Source organism: Ruegeria sp. AB6 (assembly GCF_056542685.1).
The window spans coordinates 577,672-594,321 of the sequence record NZ_JBQGAD010000001.1 but is presented as its reverse complement, the minus strand read 5'-3'; the positions used below and the strand labels follow the sequence as shown (position 1 = coordinate 594,321).

The following is a 16,650-nucleotide window of genomic DNA, read 5'->3' as shown; positions in this document are numbered from 1 at the left end:
CGGGTCAGGTCAAGGATGCTGAGGTGTTTAGCTACAGATCGCCTGCGCCATCTGGCCGAAATTCTGATACCGGTCCCACAGCGCATCATCGCGCGCGCTGCGCGACATCTTCAACTCCTGCGCCTTATGAGGATCAGCGAACCATTTCGAGACGGTCTTTTGGTCGCTGCGCGTCAGCGCCTGATCGGCCACGCGCTGAATGCAACTGCATCGGTCGCGTGTCGCTGCCGAACGGTCGGATGCCAGACATGCCTGTTTGATCTGAGCAGCCTCAACAGCCAGCGGAGTGGTCGCCACGGACGCAGCACAGAATGCGATCAGGAGGAACTTTTTCATGCTCGAGCCTCGTTTTTGCCTGCCCGGAGAGATCTTGCGCCCCTCTCGGCCTTTGGTGGAGTATGAATCAAACTGGATTCGGGATCAATCGGGCGTTTCAAAATTGTGATTGCGCAGGGGAACGAAGTCGCATTTGCTAAGGCAAGCCATCGGATTTGAGAACACAATGCTTAAGAAATACGGCCGTACATTCCACCTGCCGCAATCCACCGGAGCCACCGGCGATGACAAAATCATGCGCAGTGTCGACTGGCTGGGCGCCGCAAATGAGGTTGTCTTCACCGAGAAAATGGCCGGGGAGAATACGACAATCCACAGTCAGGGCTGCCATCCGCGCAGCCTTGATGCCCGATACCATCCGTCGCGCGATTGGATGAAAGCCTTTGCGGCTGGCATCTCGCCTCAACTGGCCGGGGATGAGCGCATAGTTGGCGAGTATCTCTTTGCGCGCCACTCTATCGCGTACCGCGCGTTGCCATCCTATTTTCTGGGTTTTGCGTGGATTAAGCAGGAGGAGGTTCAGGCCTGGGACGCGACTCTCTTGCGCTTTGCCGAACTTGGGATCGCTCCCGTACCGGAATTGTATCGCGGTCCGTTTTCGGATCAGGTTGTCAGTACGGTTCTTTCCGATCTTGATCTCGATAGACAAGAGGGTTTCGTAGTTCGAAGCACGGCCGCCTTCCCGGAGCAGGATATGCCAACCCACCTAGGCAAATACGTGCGCGAAGATCATGTGCAAAGTAACACGCATTGGATGAATGCCTAACTGGTCAAAAACGAGCTAGCCTGACAAGCTGTAAGCCCGGCAAACAAAGGCGTTCGACGGGGGCTGTCCCACCTTGACCAGCGCCCGTTTTCGAACCATATCCCGTCGCTATGACAGACCTCGCTCATATCCGCAATTTCTCCATCGTCGCGCATATCGACCATGGCAAATCCACCCTTGCTGACCGGCTCATCCAAGAGACCGGAACGGTCAAGGATCGCGACATGAAGGAACAGCTGCTCGACAGCATGGATATCGAGCGGGAACGCGGCATCACCATCAAGGCCAACACGGTTCGCATCGACTATACGGCTGATGATGGCGAGGCATATGTGCTGAACCTGATCGACACCCCCGGTCACGTGGACTTTGCCTATGAGGTCTCACGGTCCATGCGCGCGGTCGAGGGCTCGCTGCTGGTCGTCGACTCGACCCAAGGGGTCGAAGCGCAGACGCTGGCCAACGTGTATCAGGCCATCGACGCCGATCATGAGATCGTGCCGGTGCTGAACAAGATCGACCTGCCCGCATCTGACTGCGACCGCGTGGCCGAACAGATCGAGGATGTGATCGGCATCGACGCGACCGACGCCATTCAGGTCTCGGCTAAGACGGGGCAGGGCATCCACGAAACGCTGGAAGCCATTGTTCAGCAACTGCCAGCACCGCAGGGCAATCTGGACGCGCCGCTCAAGGCGATGTTGGTGGATTCGTGGTACGACGCCTATCTGGGCGTGATCGTCCTGGTCCGCATCATGGACGGCACGCTGAAAAAGGGGATGCGGGTCAAGTTCATGTCGAACGGGACCCTCCATCATGTGGACCGCGTCGGAGTCTTCCGCCCCGAGATGGAGATGGTCGACAGCCTAGGCCCCGGTGAGATTGGCTTTCTGACCGCTTCAATCAAACAGGTCCGCGACACCCGCGTCGGGGATACCATCACCAATGACCGCAACGGGACTGAGGACGCGCTGGACGGCTTCAAGCCCGCGCAGCCGGTGGTGTTCTGTGGCCTCTTTCCCGTCGACAGTTCCGAATTCGAAGACCTGCGGGACGCGATCGATAAGCTGGCGCTGAACGACGCTTCGTTCTCGTTCGAAATGGAAACCTCGGCGGCACTTGGTTTTGGCTTCCGCTGCGGCTTCCTTGGGCTGTTGCACCTTGAGGTCATTCGCGACCGGATCGAACGTGAATACGATATCGAGCTCATCACCACCGCGCCGTCGGTGATCTATCACGTCTACATGAAAGACGGCGAGATGATCGAGCTGCACAACCCTGCCGACATGCCCGACCCCTCCAAGGTCGACCATATCGAGGAACCGCGCATCAAGGCGACCATTCTGGTGCCCGACGAATACCTCGGCGACGTGCTGAAACTGTGTCAGGACCGCCGTGGCATCCAGCTGGATCTGACCTATGCGGGTAGCCGCGCGATGGTCGTCTATGACCTGCCCCTGAACGAGGTCGTCTTTGACTTCTACGACCGTCTGAAATCGGTAACCAAGGGCTATGCGTCCTTCGACTACCAGATGACCGGCTATACAGAGGACAATCTGGTCAAGATGTCGGTGCTGGTGAATGACGAACCCGTCGATGCGCTCTCGACCATGGTCCACCGCGACCGGGCCGAGATGCGGGGCCGGGCGATGTGTGAAAAGCTCAAAGACCTGATCCCGCGCCATATGTTCAAAATCCCGATCCAAGCCGCCATCGGAGGCAAGGTCATCGCCCGCGAGACCCTCTCGGCCCTGCGCAAGGACGTGACCGCCAAGTGTTACGGAGGCGACGCCACCCGGAAACGCAAACTGCTGGATAAGCAGAAGGCGGGGAAAAAGAAGATGCGCCAGTTCGGGAAGGTGGATATCCCGCAGGAGGCGTTTATTTCAGCGCTCAAAATGGACAGCTAAGGCTGTCCATTTCTTCCTCTTGGTTTGTCTAAGTTTACGCGGATTCTGGATCGGCGTCCGATTGTCCGAGGTCGGTGAGTTCAGTCCAGACCGCCTCAGGTATGTCCCAATCGGCCCACTCAAGCGTTTGGTTTACATGCTGGGGCCACGTCACCCCGCAAACTGTTGAAGCAATGTTTGCATCTCGAAGCGAGAATTGCAGCGCCAGCGCGCCCATTGGAATGTCGTATCGGGCACAGATATCTTCGACCGCGCGCACAGGCGCGAGCATTTCTTCTGTTGCTGGCCGGTAAACGTAAAAGTGGTGAACCGCGCTACCTCTTGCCAGAATTCCTCCCGCGTAGGGTGCTGCATTTAAGACGGTGACACCCTTGGAAACGGCTTGTTCGATTAGGGGCGAAGCATTCACGTTTACAAGTGTGTGCCGGTTATGCGTCATCACAACATCGAAGTCCCTGTCGCGCAACATAGGCGACAGGACGTCCAGCCGTCCGCCGGCCAAACCAACGGCAGTTGCAAGGCCTTCCTCTTTGATTTTGAACAATTCGTCCAGCGTACCTCCGCTGCGCGTGATCTCTGACATATTACCAGCGTATTCCGGGTCGTGGAGGTGAAGGATGTCGACGCTGTCTACGCCGAGTGCCATCAGGCTTTGCTCTAGCGACCGCCTAGCTTGGGTAGCGTCGAACACGCTCGTCTCCATGTCGCGGTCGATTTTCGTGGACAATACACAGCCTTCTGGCAAACCACCGAGTTCACGAATTACGCTCCCAATGCGGTCTTCACTTCGGCCCATAGCATAGCCGCGGGCGGTATCGATAAACCCGTCGGGGCGGGTAAGTATTGTGCGCAAGGTTTCTCGCGCCCTATTCTCATCAACTTCGTAACCATAGATTTGCGGAATGCTACCTATCCCTGTTGACCCAAAACCAATTCGAGGAATTCGTACCCCGGTTAGACCGATTTCGTGAAACGTCGTCATTGCTCCCCTCCCTGAAATTTCGAATCAGAATATATAAATATTCTGCGGGACCGTTATGCACTTCAAGCTTGAGGGCTGAGTAAAATCACTTGAAATCCAAACAGGATATCCGAATCTGTGATCCAGCTCACAGCCCAACTTTTTAAAACTTGTTAGTGTTGACCTAGCGGCAACTTCGGCAGGAGGCCCCTATGTCCATTGTCCCCATCATCGCGCTCGGATCGGCAGGTCTCTATTCCATCGCCATGATTGCGATGAAGTTCTGGTGGAAAATCCCCGGTCTCGGCCTTAGCCTGTTGATCGTGGCAACCCTGCTGGCCGCCGCTACGCTGGAGCTTGCCGCGCTACGCGAGGAGCGGTTGGGTATCATCTATACCGGCATTCTGGGGGCCGAGGTTGTGCTGATCGCCATCGCCTCGTTCTTCTTGTTCGGCGAAAACTTCTCGATGCGGGAAGGGATCGGGATTGCCTTAGTTGTCGCCGGAACCGCCTTGGCGTGGGCCTGATTAACCGCAATCTGAACCCTTCATGAAGCTTCCTTCACAAATGTTGTAACGCGTCCACCTCCTCCCAATCTGTTGAGCAGGCCAGCATCGGCCCGGACACAAACGGAGGAGAGACCATGACCAGATTTATGACTGCCGGAGCAGCCGCTTTGGCCACGAGCCTCAGCCTTGCCACCGCAGCCGCAGCCGATACGCCTGACCTGCGCGGGACGTGGACGGGCAGCTATACCGCCGTCGGGCCGAACCGGACCTCGACCGGGGACGCGCCTCGGTTCAACAACGCCGAGTGGGTTCTGGATATCCAAAAGCAGCAGGACAATGTGTTTTGGGGGCCCAGTAAGTGGCGTCCGAATGCGGCTCAGACCTGGCGGGTGATGGACGCGACTGGCACAATCAGTCTGGATGACCCGACCCGGATCAGCATCGTCGAAAGCTCGGCCAATCCCGAGATCGGTGTGAATGCGCTGATTGATGCCCGGTATGAGGACGGCAAAATTTATGCGGATTTCCGTAGCCTGCGTCGTGGAACGACCTACAGCACCGTTCTGGAACGGCAGGTGAACTGAAGCGACCCTGGCTCGGACGGGCTGTAGGGGGTACCGGCTGCTAAGGTATGCCGCGGCGTAGTAGGTAATTCCGGCCGGGTCAGGGCGCTTCTCAGGACTACCCGTCTCCGCAGGGAGGAGGCGGTTCGGGCGGCGGCGCGCCCCACATGCAACAGGCTTTTGGTCCTTTCCGCCAGATACGCGGCGTCTCTTGGCGGCAGGGGATTGGGCCCGCGACCTTCAGCGCGGTGTTGCAGTGGTTCGATGCTGTCGCCCGAGCTCTCTGGTTTTTCAGGTCGAATTGCGCGGTTTGATTCGGATTGGCAACATGATTCTGCCTCTGCACCTTCAGGAAACCCATTTGCGGGTGCAGAAACGGGTGCGAAGGAGGCCATTTTTCACAGACGGGAGTTTTCCGTACTCAACAGCCCCTCGCGGCTGGGTTTCCAGACTTGTCCACAAATTCATCCCTGCGGATATCAACACTTTATCCACGGCTAATTTTCATGCTGCGGTGCTATTTTCTTGCCGGACTGCGGATCGGATGTAACAGTTTCGTTATCGCCAAGGCCTTTAGGGGTCACGGCGGGACGCAAAGGCCAAAGGGGCTACGCGGATGATGGGGAACTTTCGGGTTTTTCTGTGATCGCAGCGGGTTACCGGCTGGTTTCAAGGTGGTCCGGGCATCATGGCCGGATCGTTTCGAAACCTTATCAGATGGTTAATGCGGGCTGTGACGCGCTTTCACGAGCGTGGCACGGTGGTCGCGGTTCCTGCGGGGGCCGAGACAACTGGAACGGTGCGTCCCTCGGGTGTGCCGAACCGGCAAGGCGTCAGGAGTGTTCCGCAAGGGCACATGCAAAGACCGCGTCTGCGCACCTGACGCCTTTTCCTTTTCCCGGGCTATTGGGCAATCAGGCTGCCACTTACCTTTCGCCAAATGCGAGAAGGGGTTCTTGTGTGACCACAAGAACCCCAACGTCGTGTCAGATATGCAATGCCGCGTCTATGCACCTGTGGCTCTATTATAGCCACGATATGCTGGATCATTCAACAATATATTGAGGGCGGCAAAGTTCTTGCCCCAAAATGGAGGGGATCAGATGTTTTCCTGAACGTCGCTTGCCGTGTTGGTAATTGCGTCCCCGGCTTTCTCGATATCCCGACCAACGCCTTTTGCAGTTTCGCAGGCGGTCAGGGCCAGCAGGGTCAGTCCAATCAGAGCGGTGCGGATCATCTGTGTCTCCATAGGTGTTTGCTACGCCGTGCCTAGCAGTTTTTCAAAAGCGAAACCAGCGTTTTGCAGCGGAATCAGTCCTTGCGGATGAAAGGGCCAAAAAGCGCGGTCAGCAGGAAGATTATAGCGGCGGCACAGACGATGCTGGGACCCGCCGGTGTGTCGGCCAGATAGGCACCGCCGAGCCCACCCAAAGCGGCGAGGGACCCGATCACGGCGGCGAAAACAGCCATGCTTTCCGGGGTTTTGACCAGCGACCGCGCCCCGGCTGCCGGAATGACCAACAGTGCGGCGATCAGCAGGATGCCAACCACTTTGATTGCGACTGCAACGGCCAGCGCCATGGCGAGGGTCAGCCAAAGCTCCTCGCGTTTGGGGTCGAAGCCTGATGCATAGGCCAGATCGGGGTTCAGCGTGGCGACCAGCAAAGCAGACCACCGGAGTGTCATCACTGTCAGGATCAGCGCTCCTCCGATCCAGATGGTGGCAAGGTCCCCTTTGGTCACGGCCAGAATGTCGCCAAACAGAAAAGCGTTCAGGTCAAGACGTACATCTGACAACAGCGCCACCGTCACCAGACCTGCCGCCAGCGCGGTATGTGCGATGACGCCCAGCAAAGTGTCCATGGCAAAACCTTTGCCGCGCAACAACGTTACGGCCAAACCCATGGTAAGGGCCGAGGCCAGGATCGCGGGAAGAAGCGGAAGCGAGAAAGCAAGCGACAGCGCGACCCCAAGGACCGAGGCATGGGCCGTGGCTTCTCCCATATAAGCCATTCGGCGCCAAACGACGAAACAACCCAAAGGGGCCGCGGCAATCGCCACGCCAACACCAGCCAGCGCTGCGCGCACCATGAAGTCATCCAGCATCAATGTGCCTCATCATGCGAGTGATCATGGTCATGCGAATGACTGTGCTGATGCTGGTAGAGCGCCATGGTCCCCTTAGTGCCACTGCCGAACAGCGCACGGTATTCAGGCGCATCAGCAACCGTTCGCGGCGACCCTTCACAGCAGATATGTCCGTTTAGGCACAGAACCCGGTCCGAGGCCGCCATGACCACGTGCAGATCGTGACTGACCATGACGACTGCGCAGCCGATATCGCGGCGCACCTGCTCGATCCTTTGGTAAAAGGCCGCGGCGCCCGGTTGATCCAACCCTTGCGTGGCCTCATCCAGCAGAAGCACTTGGGGTTTCTCCAAAAGGGCGCGGGCCAGAAGGACACGCTGGAACTGCCCGCCGGACAGTTTGGTCATTTGCCGGTTTCTGAGATCCGGAACACCAGCCAATTCAAGGGCCTGAACAGCCTCTTGTGCCGAGACCCGTCGGGGTAGGCCGAGGAAACGCTGAACGGTCATCGGCAGGGCCGCATCCAACGCCAATTTCTGAGGGACATATCCAATGCTCAGGTTTGGCGCACGGTGGACTGTTCCTTCTGCTGGCGGGATCGCACCGATCATGGCGCGCAACAAGGTTGACTTGCCCGATCCGTTAGGACCGACAATCGTCACGATCTCAGCCTCGGACACCGATGCGTTGACGTTTTCCAGAATTGTGCGCCCATCCACCCGGATCGTCAGGTCCTTGAGAGTGATCAGTGGGGTCGTCACGCCTGTGTTCCAATACATTCCGGGCACAGGCCCTCAGCCTCGACCACGACGCGTTCGATTTGAAAGCCGGATGTGTTTGCGGCAACGCCCAGACGGCCCTGCGTCAGTTCGGTTTCGGTTTCGGCGACCGCTTTGCAAGATCGGCAAATAAGAAAGGCTGGTACGTGATCATGGGTGGGGTGCGCGCATGCGGCATAGGCATTGAGCTGCTCAATGCGGTGGACAAAGCCGTGTTGCACCAGAAAATCCAGTGCCCGATAGGCCACGGGGGGTTGTGACCCCATGCCTTCCGCAGCCAGCACGGCCAGGATGTCATAAGCACCCATAGCCTTGTGTTTTTCCAGCAAAATCTCAAGAACCCGCCGTCGAACTGGCGTAAATTGCAAACGTTTTGCTTTGCATTTCGCCTCAGCTTGGGCGAGGGCGGTATGTACGCAATGGGCGTGATCGTGCTGTCTGAAACCGACGGTGCTCATCCGGTGCTCCGAATTATTTTTGGCTTGATATGTTATAACGTCGGGCATATCAAGCGACCCAGAAATGTAATAACATATCACTCGAGGGTAAATATGCGACGGTCAGTTCTTTGTGCTGTGGGTTCAGTGTTGGCAAGTCAGGCGGTCGCCGAGCCGCCTAAAGTAGCGACGGATATTGCGCCTGTTCATTCGTTGGTCGCACAGGTCATGAACGGTGTTGGAGAGCCCGCGTTGATCATCCCGGCCGGATCTTCGCCGCATGACCACGCCATGCGCCCATCCGAGGCGCGGGCGCTGCAATCGGCCGATGTCGTGTTCTGGGTCGGTGAAGAGCTAACACCATGGATGGAGAAGCCGCTGGATGCGCTGTCTGGCGACGCGCGTCTCGTCACTTTGTTGGATGCGGAAGGTACAGTGCTGTATGAATTCCGCGACGTGGTTGCAGATGGTCATGACGATCATGACGATCATGCGGGCCACGATTCGCATGATGAACACGAAGAACATGACGATCACGATCACGCCGGGCATGACGATCACAAAGATCATGAAGAACATGCGGGGCATGACGATCATGACGGTCATGACGGTCATGATAAAGATGTTGAGCACGCGGCGCATGAGGATCATGATGACCACGCCGGCCACGACGAAGATCATGACGAGCACGCAGGCCATGATGACCATGGTCACGATCATGAAGGCGTCGACCCGCACGCTTGGCTCGACCCTGCAAACGGGCGTGTTTGGGTCCATGTCATTGCTGAGGCGCTGGCCACGTCAGACCCTGAGAACGCCGCCATTTACAGGGAAAATGCAGAGCGCGCCAAAGCGGAGCTGCTTGAGTTGGAAGCCCAGATCGCTACAAAAATCGCTGGGATGCAGGATCACCGGTTTATTACGTTCCACGACGCCTATCAGTATTTCGAAAACCGCTTTGGACTGCAAACCTCTGGCTCCGTAAGTCTCGGCGACGCGTCCAACCCTGGGCCTGCGCGACTGGCCGCGCTGCAAGAGAAGGTAGCAGAGGATTCAATCCAATGTGCCTTCGCCGAACCTCAATACGACACGCGCCTTGTCGAGACAGCGATCGAAGGTTCTGGGGCCGGAGTTTATGAATTGGACCCGCTTGGCGTCGACGTCACCCCCGGAACCGATCATTACTCGGCTATGTTATTGGGGATGGCGCAGGGCTACGTGAATTGCGCCAGCGGGTCCTGAGCCGCGCTTAGGCCGCTTCTTCGGTGCAAAACAGTTCGTAGACAAGTTCCAGCATCCGGCGGGGGCGATCATCTGCCAAACGGTAGAAGATCGCCTTGCCCTCGCGTCGGGGCGAGACCAGCCCCTCAAGACGCAGGCGAGACAGTTGTTGGGACACTGCGGCTTGTCGCGCAGACAAAAGTTCTTCCAGTTCGGTGACCGATTTTTCGCCAGAGACCAAATGGCACAAGATCATCAGCCGCCCTTCGTGGCTAATGGCTTTCAGGAAGTTCGACGCGTCCGTTGCGTTCCCCGCGATCTGTTCGAGGTTCTGAGGTGACATATCCTGTGAAATCTGGGGCAGTGCCATTAATATTTTCCTTGTGGGCCCGGTCGACGGGCGAGTGTTTTCGATTTTCAATGATCTCCGCCGTGCGGAGGCCGTCTGCCTGTATTTTGACCAATTGCCCCCATATGCATGAATCAAAATGACGTGATGGGATGATGCTTGCACATGATTGTGAGGCTCTTTGTGCAAGATGCGTGTTTTTCGAGTCCGAACGATCTCATTTGCACAAGAAGATACAGAAGTCTTTGGCCCCCCTTGCAGCCCCTCAGTGGCAGCACTAAGACTCGGGTAACGTTTCTTCGGGTATTGTCCCGATCCATAGCAAAGCAGGCAGGTTCCGTATGTTCGATCCCGTTGATACCTATATGAATACGCTCGTCCCCATGGTGGTCGAACAGACAAGCCGTGGTGAACGCGCCTATGATATTTTCTCGCGCCTTCTGAAAGAGCGGATCATTTTCATCAACGGCCCGATCCATGACGGGATGAGCCATTTGATCGTGGCCCAGTTGCTGCATCTTGAGGCCGAGAACCCGAACAAGGAAATCTCGATCTACATTAATTCGCCCGGCGGCGTAGTGACCAGCGGTTTGTCGATCTACGACACAATGCAGTATATCAAGCCGAAATGTTCGACATTGGTGATCGGTCAGGCGGCCTCGATGGGGTCGGTTCTGCTGGCCGGGGGCGAGAAGGGGATGCGCTTTTCGCTGCCCAACAGCCGGATCATGGTGCACCAGCCCAGCGGTGGTTATCAGGGTCAGGCCAGCGATATCATGATCCACGCGGCCGAGACGCAAAAGCTGAAGGATCGTCTGTATGACATTTACGTGCGCCATACAGGACAGACAAAAAAGGCGGTTGAAAAGGCGCTGGACCGTGACAATTTCATGAGCCCGGAAGAAGCAAAAGAATGGGGCCATATCGACGAAATCGTCGAAAACCGTGCAAAAGTGGACGGGGACGACGCCTAGGAATCTGTGCCCGTGTTGACCACGTTGGGTACATTTTTGAGATTGTAGCCGCCCCGGTGGTGGCCTAAGCTGCACCAACAAGCGGCAAACGCGGCCCCCGGGCGGGGCCGCAGAGACGAAGCCCGAAAGGTATAACATGGCGACGAATTCAGGCGGCGACGGCAAAAATACGCTCTATTGCAGCTTTTGCGGCAAGAGCCAGCATGAGGTGCGCAAGCTGATTGCCGGACCCACAGTATTCATCTGTGACGAATGCGTCGAACTGTGCATGGACATCATCCGCGAAGAGACCAAGGCCAGCGGCCTGAAGTCAAGCGACGGGGTGCCGACGCCCAAGGATATCTGCGAGGTTCTGGACGATTACGTGATCGGTCAGGCCACCGCCAAGCGCGTTCTGTCGGTTGCGGTTCACAATCACTACAAACGTCTAAACCATGCTCAGAAAGCGGGCAGCGATATTGAGCTGGCGAAGTCCAACATTCTGCTGATCGGCCCGACCGGCTGCGGCAAGACGCTGCTGGCCCAGACGCTGGCGCGTATTCTGGATGTGCCCTTCACCATGGCGGATGCGACGACCCTGACCGAAGCCGGGTATGTGGGCGAGGATGTCGAGAACATCATTCTGAAACTGCTGCAAGCGTCGGAATACAATGTCGAGCGTGCGCAACGCGGCATCGTCTATATTGACGAAGTCGACAAGATCACGCGCAAGTCCGAAAACCCCTCGATCACCCGCGACGTTTCGGGTGAGGGCGTGCAGCAAGCGCTGCTGAAACTGATGGAAGGCACAGTGGCCAGCGTTCCGCCGCAGGGCGGACGCAAGCATCCGCAGCAGGAATTCCTGCAGGTGGACACCACGAATATCCTGTTCATCTGCGGTGGCGCATTTGCGGGTCTGGACAAGATCATCGCGCAGCGCGGCAAAGGTTCGGCCATGGGCTTTGGTGCTGATGTGCGTGACAATGATGACCGGGGCGTGGGCGAGATTTTCAAAGATCTTGAGCCCGAAGATCTGTTGAAATTCGGCTTGATCCCGGAATTCGTTGGCCGTCTGCCGGTTCTGGCAACGCTTGAGGATCTGGACGAGGATGCTCTGGTTACGATCCTGACCAAGCCCAAGAACGCGCTGGTCAAGCAATACCAGCGTCTGTTCGAGCTGGAAGATGCCGAGCTGGCCTTTACCGATGACGCACTTAAGGCGATTGCCAAGAAGGCGATCGAACGGAAAACCGGGGCACGTGGTCTGCGCTCGATCCTGGAAGATATCCTGCTGGATACGATGTTCGAACTTCCAGGTCTTAAAAACGTGACCGAAGTTGTGGTCAACGAAGAGGCCGTGACCTCAGAGTCGCAACCGCTCATCATCTATGCGGATGCAGCGGAATCTGCGTCAGCCGGGTAAACCGCTTAATTTCAAACACATACGGCGCGGTTTTCCGCGCCGTTTTCTTGTGAGGCGCAGGAATGATCAAACGTATTTCGTCCGGTGGTGAGTTTGAAGCCAAACTCGGATATTGCCGGGCTGTTGTTGCAGGTGGCTGGGTCCATGTTGCGGGCACAGTCGGGCAAGGCAATGACGTGGTCGAGCAGTGCCGTTCGGCGTTGACGATCATTGAAAAGGCGCTGGCCGAGGCCGGAGCTGGGTTTGCTGACGTGGTCCGCGTGACGTACATGTTGCCTGACAAGGCCGAGTTCGAACCCTGCTGGCCAATCCTGAGCGAGACATTCGGCGCGAACCCACCGGCGGCAACGATGATCGAATGTGGGTTGATCGACCCGAAATACCGGATTGAAATCGAAGTGGCCGCATATCTGCCGGAATGACAGGTGTGATCCTTGTGAGACTGGACCTTGGCGCGCCTTTGGTCCATATCTGCGGAAACAGAATTGCCGGAGGCAGCCCATGGGTATCCTGAACAATCTCTTGCGAGCCGTGACTTGGTGGAACGGGGCGACCTTGAACACGCAGATTTATACTGCACGCAAGGGTGAGAAGGTTGGCGAAGATGACCAGGGTAACGTCTTTTATCGCAACGCCGATGACAGCAAGCGCTGGGTGATCTTCAATGGTGAGGCCGAAGCCAGCCGCATTGATCCTGACTGGCACGGTTGGCTGCACCGCACGTGGGATGAACCACCGACCGACAAGCCGCTGGCCCATAAATCATGGGAAAAACCGCATCAGGAAAACCTGACGGGCTCGGCGCTGGCATATGCACCGGCTGGGTCGCTGCGCCGCCCGGACCCGATTGAACGTTCCGATTACGAGGCCTGGAGCCCCGAATAAACGAGGCAATTTATGTCGAGCTATAACGTAACCGAAGTCCTAGTTGGCGGCGCTGTTTTAGCCTGTGCCGTTGCGTTTGGCATCTATGCCAGCCAATCCACCGGCCTGTCGCAGGGCGGTACAGGGTACGAACTGGGGGCCTCGTTCCGGTCGCTGGAGGGCGTGGGCGTAGGGACAGATGTGCGCCTTGCCGGGGTTAAAATCGGAACTGTGACGGGGGTAACCCTGAATTCCGATACCTACCGCGCAGATACAACCTTTTCGATATCGGACGGCATTCTGGTGCCTGATGACAGCGCGATCGTGATTTCCTCCGAAGGGCTGCTGGGCGGCAACTTCGTTGAGGTAATGCCTGGTGGTTCGCCCTTTTATTTTGAGCCGGGTGACGAAGTTACCGACACGCAGGGCGCGGTCAGCCTGATCTCTTTGCTGGTTAAATTCGTTGCCGGGGACGGCAGCTGATGCGACGCGCAGCCCTTGTCGCGGCATTGTTGACCGCAACGGGCGTTTCGGCCCAGCAAAAGGTCCAATCCGGGCCGGGCGCGATGTTGCGCGGGTTGGACAAAGTCAGCGGCCAGACCGTGGATATCCAGATGCAAAATGGTCAGACCGAGGCAATCTTTGGTCTGGATGTCGCCTTGGGCGACTGCCGATATCCGGCCGAGAACCCGACAGGTGATGCTTTTGCCTATCTGACAATTTGGGAAAATGGCAAGACGGATCAACTGTTTGACGGTTGGATGATTGCGACAGCTCCGGCGTTGAACGCCCTGGATCACGCGCGCTATGACGTCTGGGTCATCCGTTGTATCACGCCTTCGGCGGATTGATCCAAAGCCGTGGCAAAGTCCGCCTCAAGGTTGATCGCCTCTTCCAGTTCCTGCCGATATTGCGCGCGCGGTATCTCAATCGCGCCCAGCGAGGCCAAGTGCGCCGTCAGAAACTGCGTGTCAAACAGCTGAAACCCGGTTCTGCGCAGCCGGTCGATCAGATAGGCTAACGCGATTTTCGACGCGTCCGTACGGCGGGAAAACATGCTCTCACCAAAGAAAGCTGCGCCAAGGGTCACGCCATAGACGCCGCCAACCAACGCGGATTCGTCCCACACCTCCAGCGAATGCGCATGGCCCGAGCGGTGAAGCTGTTGGTAGAGCAGGTGCAATTCGCTATTGATCCATGTATCTGCGCGGTCGGCACAGCCATCGACCACCGAAGCGAAGTCTTGATTGATGCTGATCGAGAATCCGCATTTGCGCATCCGCCGCGCCAGACTGCGAGAAATGTGAAACCCGTCCAGCGGAAACACGCCGCGAAACTTGGGATCGACCCAGAACAACTCCGGGTCGTCGCGGTGCTCGGCCATCGGAAAAATGCCGACGGAATAGCCATGTAGCAAAAGTTCCGGCGAGAGGCTCATGCAGGACATCCCGCGGTCGAAAGGCCAAGGCCCTTCGACCGGGTTGTGTTAATCGGCCATGTTCTCCGCAAGCCAGTGCTCCAGCCAGTGGATGTTGTAGTCACCGCTGTGAAGATCAGGCTCTTGCAGCAAGGCGTGGAACAGAGGCACGGTGGTGTCGATCCCGTCCACGATCAGCTCGCCCAAGGCACGTTCCAGACGCGCTAGCGCCTCGGCCCGGTCGCGGCCCTGTACGATCAGCTTGGCAATCAACGAGTCGTAGTAGGGCGGGATCGAATAGCCGTCATAGAGCGCCGAATCCATCCGTACGCCCAGACCACCCGGCGCGTGATACGCTGTGATCTTGCCGGGGCAGGGCGAGAAGTTGGGCAGCTTTTCCGCGTTGATCCGAACTTCGATGGCGTGGCCATTGATCTCCAGATCGTCTTGACCAAACGACATGTCTTCGCCGGCCGCCACGCGGATTTGCTCGCGCACTAGATCGACGCCGAAAATGCCCTCGGTCACCGGGTGTTCCACCTGCAGGCGGGTGTTCATTTCGATGAAATAGAACTCGCCGTTTTCGTACAGGAACTCGATTGTACCCGCGCCGATATAGTTGATCTTGGCCACCGCGTCCGCGCAGACCTTGCCGATCTTGGCGCGTTCCTCGGGGGTGATGCATGGCCCGGGGGCCTCTTCAAACACTTTCTGGTGGCGGCGCTGCAGGGAACAATCGCGTTCGCCCAGATGGACGGCATTGCCCTTGCCGTCGCCAAAGACCTGAATCTCGATATGGCGGGGCGTGGTCAGGTATTTTTCGATATAGACCTCGTCATTACCAAAGGCAGCCTTGCCTTCGGCACGCGCGGTCATGAAGGCGCTTTCCATCTCATCCGCATTCATCGCGACTTTCATGCCGCGTCCGCCGCCGCCGGCGGTGGCTTTGATGATGACGGGATAGCCGAATTCCTCGCCGATACGTTTGGCGTCTTCCAGCGTGGGGACGCCGCCGTCGGAACCCGGAACGCAAGGCACGCCCAGTTCTTTCATCGTGTCCTTGGCGGTGATCTTGTCACCCATGACGCGGATATGTTCGGCGGTCGGGCCGATGAAAGTTATGCCATGATCTTCTACGATCTGCACGAACTCGGCATTCTCGGAAAGGAAGCCATAGCCGGGATGGATCGCCTGTGCGCCGGTGATCTCGCAGGCCGAGATGATGGCGGGCACGGACAGATAGCTTTGCGGGCTTGGCGGAGGGCCGATGCAAACCGATTCATCCGCCATGCGCACATGCATCGCGTCGCTGTCGGCTGTCGAATGCACGGCGACCGTCTTAATCCCCATCTCGCGCGCGGCGCGGATGACGCGCAGGGCGATCTCGCCTCGATTGGCAATCAGGATTTTGTCGAACATGGGCCCGCCTTACTCAACGATGACCAGAGGCGTGCCGAATTCCACAGCGTCGCCGTCGCCCACCAAAATACGCTTGATGATGCCGGATTTCGGCGCGTGGATGTGGTTCATGGTTTTCATCGCTTCCACGATCAGCAGCGTGTCGCCCTCGGACACCGATGCACCGACCGAGATGAACGCAGGCGCGCCCGGTTCGGGCTGCATGTAAACCGTGCCCACCATGGGCGAGGTCACGGCACCGGGGTGGCTGGCGGGGTCTTCGGCTGCCGCAGGGGCTTCGGTCGGAGCAGCAGCAGGTGCTGCTGCTGGGACAGCGGCGGGGGCTGCTGCCGGGACGGCAACCTGAACAGGAGCGGCTGCGGCTTGGTTCATACGGCTGACGCGCACGTTCAGGCTGTCTTCTTCGCCATATTCGCGTTTGACCTGCAACTCGGTCAGGTCGTTTTCGCGTAGCAATTCGGCAAGAGCCTTGATGAATGCCACATCCGCTTCGTGTTTGGTGTCTGTCATGAGTGTCCTCGACGGTTCCCCTTGGCCCGTCTGTGCGTTGCGGGCTTTGATCTGATTACGCAGCGTTATAATCTATGCGTCCAGCCATGAAAAGCGCGTCTCGGCCTGTCTGAACCGGGTTTGGTTAAGTTTTCGGTAGGGAAAT

General features: G+C 57.7%; 21 protein-coding genes. 11 read left to right on the top strand and 10 right to left on the bottom strand.

Annotated features, from left to right (window positions below; genetic code table 11):
- Positions 1–27: 27 nt before the first annotated feature.
- On the bottom strand, positions 28–336 hold the full coding sequence (locus tag ACR0DB_RS03000) for a hypothetical protein (protein ID WP_480548787.1): 309 nt from the start codon (positions 334–336) through the stop codon (positions 28–30).
- A gap of 166 nt (positions 337–502) precedes the next feature.
- Between ACR0DB_RS03000 and ACR0DB_RS02995 the strand changes: the two genes are divergently transcribed.
- Both ACR0DB_RS02995 and lepA read left to right on the top strand, forming a co-directional pair.
- Positions 503–1,102: an RNA ligase family protein gene (locus ACR0DB_RS02995; protein ID WP_480548785.1), complete on the top strand. Its 600-nt coding sequence runs from the start codon at positions 503–505 to the stop codon at positions 1,100–1,102.
- Between the two features lie 110 nt (positions 1,103–1,212).
- The gene (gene lepA / locus ACR0DB_RS02990; protein WP_480502740.1) at positions 1,213–3,012 is read left to right on the top strand and encodes a translation elongation factor 4; all 1,800 of its coding nucleotides are present in this window, start codon (positions 1,213–1,215) and stop codon (positions 3,010–3,012) included.
- A gap of 34 nt (positions 3,013–3,046) precedes the next feature.
- Here the strand turns inward: lepA and ACR0DB_RS02985 are convergent, their stop codons facing one another.
- A complete protein-coding gene (locus ACR0DB_RS02985; RefSeq protein ID WP_480548783.1) occupies positions 3,047–3,994 on the bottom strand; it encodes an aldo/keto reductase in 948 nt (315 codons plus the stop codon).
- 191 nt (positions 3,995–4,185) lie between these two features.
- On the opposite strand from ACR0DB_RS02985, the gene ACR0DB_RS02980 reads away from it, so the two are divergent.
- On the top strand, positions 4,186–4,500 hold the full coding sequence (locus ACR0DB_RS02980; protein WP_480548781.1) for a hypothetical protein: 315 nt from the start codon (positions 4,186–4,188) through the stop codon (positions 4,498–4,500).
- Positions 4,501–4,616: 116 nt separating this feature from the next.
- A complete protein-coding gene (locus tag ACR0DB_RS02975; protein ID WP_237215606.1) occupies positions 4,617–5,066 on the top strand; it encodes a hypothetical protein in 450 nt (149 codons plus the stop codon).
- 1,078 nt (positions 5,067–6,144) lie between these two features.
- Here the strand turns inward: ACR0DB_RS02975 and ACR0DB_RS02970 are convergent.
- The 4 genes from ACR0DB_RS02970 to ACR0DB_RS02955 form a co-directional block, all read right to left on the bottom strand.
- Positions 6,145–6,282, bottom strand: coding sequence for an entericidin A/B family lipoprotein (locus ACR0DB_RS02970; protein WP_170770051.1), 138 nt, complete (start codon positions 6,280–6,282; stop codon positions 6,145–6,147).
- A 74-nt stretch (positions 6,283–6,356) separates the two neighbouring features.
- Complete coding sequence (locus tag ACR0DB_RS02965; RefSeq protein ID WP_480548779.1) at positions 6,357–7,151, bottom strand: metal ABC transporter permease; 795 nt, start codon at positions 7,149–7,151, stop codon at positions 6,357–6,359.
- Entirely contained in the window at positions 7,151–7,894 is a 744-nt protein-coding gene (locus ACR0DB_RS02960) for a metal ABC transporter ATP-binding protein (protein WP_480548777.1), read from the bottom strand. The genes ACR0DB_RS02965 and ACR0DB_RS02960 overlap by 1 nt, the downstream gene beginning before the upstream one ends.
- The gene (locus tag ACR0DB_RS02955) at positions 7,891–8,370 is read right to left on the bottom strand and encodes a Fur family transcriptional regulator (protein WP_480502737.1); all 480 of its coding nucleotides are present in this window, start codon (positions 8,368–8,370) and stop codon (positions 7,891–7,893) included. The genes ACR0DB_RS02960 and ACR0DB_RS02955 overlap by 4 nt, the downstream gene beginning before the upstream one ends.
- 93 nt (positions 8,371–8,463) lie before the next feature.
- On the opposite strand from ACR0DB_RS02955, the gene ACR0DB_RS02950 reads away from it, so the two are divergent.
- On the top strand, positions 8,464–9,591 hold the full coding sequence (locus ACR0DB_RS02950; RefSeq protein WP_480548775.1) for a zinc ABC transporter substrate-binding protein: 1,128 nt from the start codon (positions 8,464–8,466) through the stop codon (positions 9,589–9,591).
- A 7-nt stretch (positions 9,592–9,598) separates the two neighbouring features.
- Here the strand turns inward: ACR0DB_RS02950 and ACR0DB_RS02945 are convergent, their stop codons facing one another.
- Positions 9,599–9,940, bottom strand: a complete 342-nt coding sequence (locus ACR0DB_RS02945; protein ID WP_480502735.1) for an ArsR/SmtB family transcription factor — start codon at positions 9,938–9,940, stop codon at positions 9,599–9,601.
- A 320-nt stretch (positions 9,941–10,260) separates the two neighbouring features.
- On the opposite strand from ACR0DB_RS02945, the gene ACR0DB_RS02940 reads away from it, so the two are divergent.
- The 6 genes from ACR0DB_RS02940 to ACR0DB_RS02915 all read left to right on the top strand — a co-directional run bounded on the left by ACR0DB_RS02940 (position 10,261) and on the right by ACR0DB_RS02915 (position 14,010).
- The gene (locus ACR0DB_RS02940) at positions 10,261–10,893 is read left to right on the top strand and encodes an ATP-dependent Clp protease proteolytic subunit (protein WP_480548773.1); all 633 of its coding nucleotides are present in this window, start codon (positions 10,261–10,263) and stop codon (positions 10,891–10,893) included.
- Positions 10,894–11,029: 136 nt separating this feature from the next.
- Complete coding sequence (gene clpX / locus ACR0DB_RS02935; protein ID WP_170770058.1) at positions 11,030–12,295, top strand: ATP-dependent Clp protease ATP-binding subunit ClpX; 1,266 nt, start codon at positions 11,030–11,032, stop codon at positions 12,293–12,295.
- A gap of 62 nt (positions 12,296–12,357) precedes the next feature.
- Positions 12,358–12,717: a RidA family protein gene (locus tag ACR0DB_RS02930; RefSeq protein ID WP_480548771.1), complete on the top strand. Its 360-nt coding sequence runs from the start codon at positions 12,358–12,360 to the stop codon at positions 12,715–12,717.
- A 79-nt stretch (positions 12,718–12,796) separates the two neighbouring features.
- Positions 12,797–13,180: an NADH:ubiquinone oxidoreductase subunit NDUFA12 gene (locus ACR0DB_RS02925; protein ID WP_170770060.1), complete on the top strand. Its 384-nt coding sequence runs from the start codon at positions 12,797–12,799 to the stop codon at positions 13,178–13,180.
- A gap of 12 nt (positions 13,181–13,192) precedes the next feature.
- The gene (mlaD, locus tag ACR0DB_RS02920; protein ID WP_170770061.1) at positions 13,193–13,642 is read left to right on the top strand and encodes an outer membrane lipid asymmetry maintenance protein MlaD; all 450 of its coding nucleotides are present in this window, start codon (positions 13,193–13,195) and stop codon (positions 13,640–13,642) included.
- Entirely contained in the window at positions 13,642–14,010 is a 369-nt protein-coding gene (locus ACR0DB_RS02915) for a DUF2155 domain-containing protein (RefSeq protein ID WP_170770062.1), read from the top strand. The genes mlaD and ACR0DB_RS02915 overlap by 1 nt, the downstream gene beginning before the upstream one ends.
- On the opposite strand, the gene aat is transcribed toward ACR0DB_RS02915, so the two are convergent.
- From aat to accB, 3 genes are read right to left on the bottom strand one after another with little or no spacing between them, the layout of a single operon-like run.
- The gene (gene aat / locus ACR0DB_RS02910) at positions 13,965–14,597 is read right to left on the bottom strand and encodes a leucyl/phenylalanyl-tRNA--protein transferase (protein WP_480548769.1); all 633 of its coding nucleotides are present in this window, start codon (positions 14,595–14,597) and stop codon (positions 13,965–13,967) included. The genes ACR0DB_RS02915 and aat overlap by 46 nt on opposite strands.
- Positions 14,598–14,645: 48 nt before the next feature.
- Positions 14,646–15,995 (bottom strand): acetyl-CoA carboxylase biotin carboxylase subunit, encoded by a 1,350-nt coding sequence (gene accC, locus ACR0DB_RS02905; protein ID WP_170782801.1) that lies wholly within the window; start codon positions 15,993–15,995, stop codon positions 14,646–14,648.
- 9 nt (positions 15,996–16,004) lie between these two features.
- A complete protein-coding gene (gene accB, locus ACR0DB_RS02900; RefSeq protein WP_480548767.1) occupies positions 16,005–16,505 on the bottom strand; it encodes an acetyl-CoA carboxylase biotin carboxyl carrier protein in 501 nt (166 codons plus the stop codon).
- Positions 16,506–16,650: the final 145 nt, after the last annotated feature.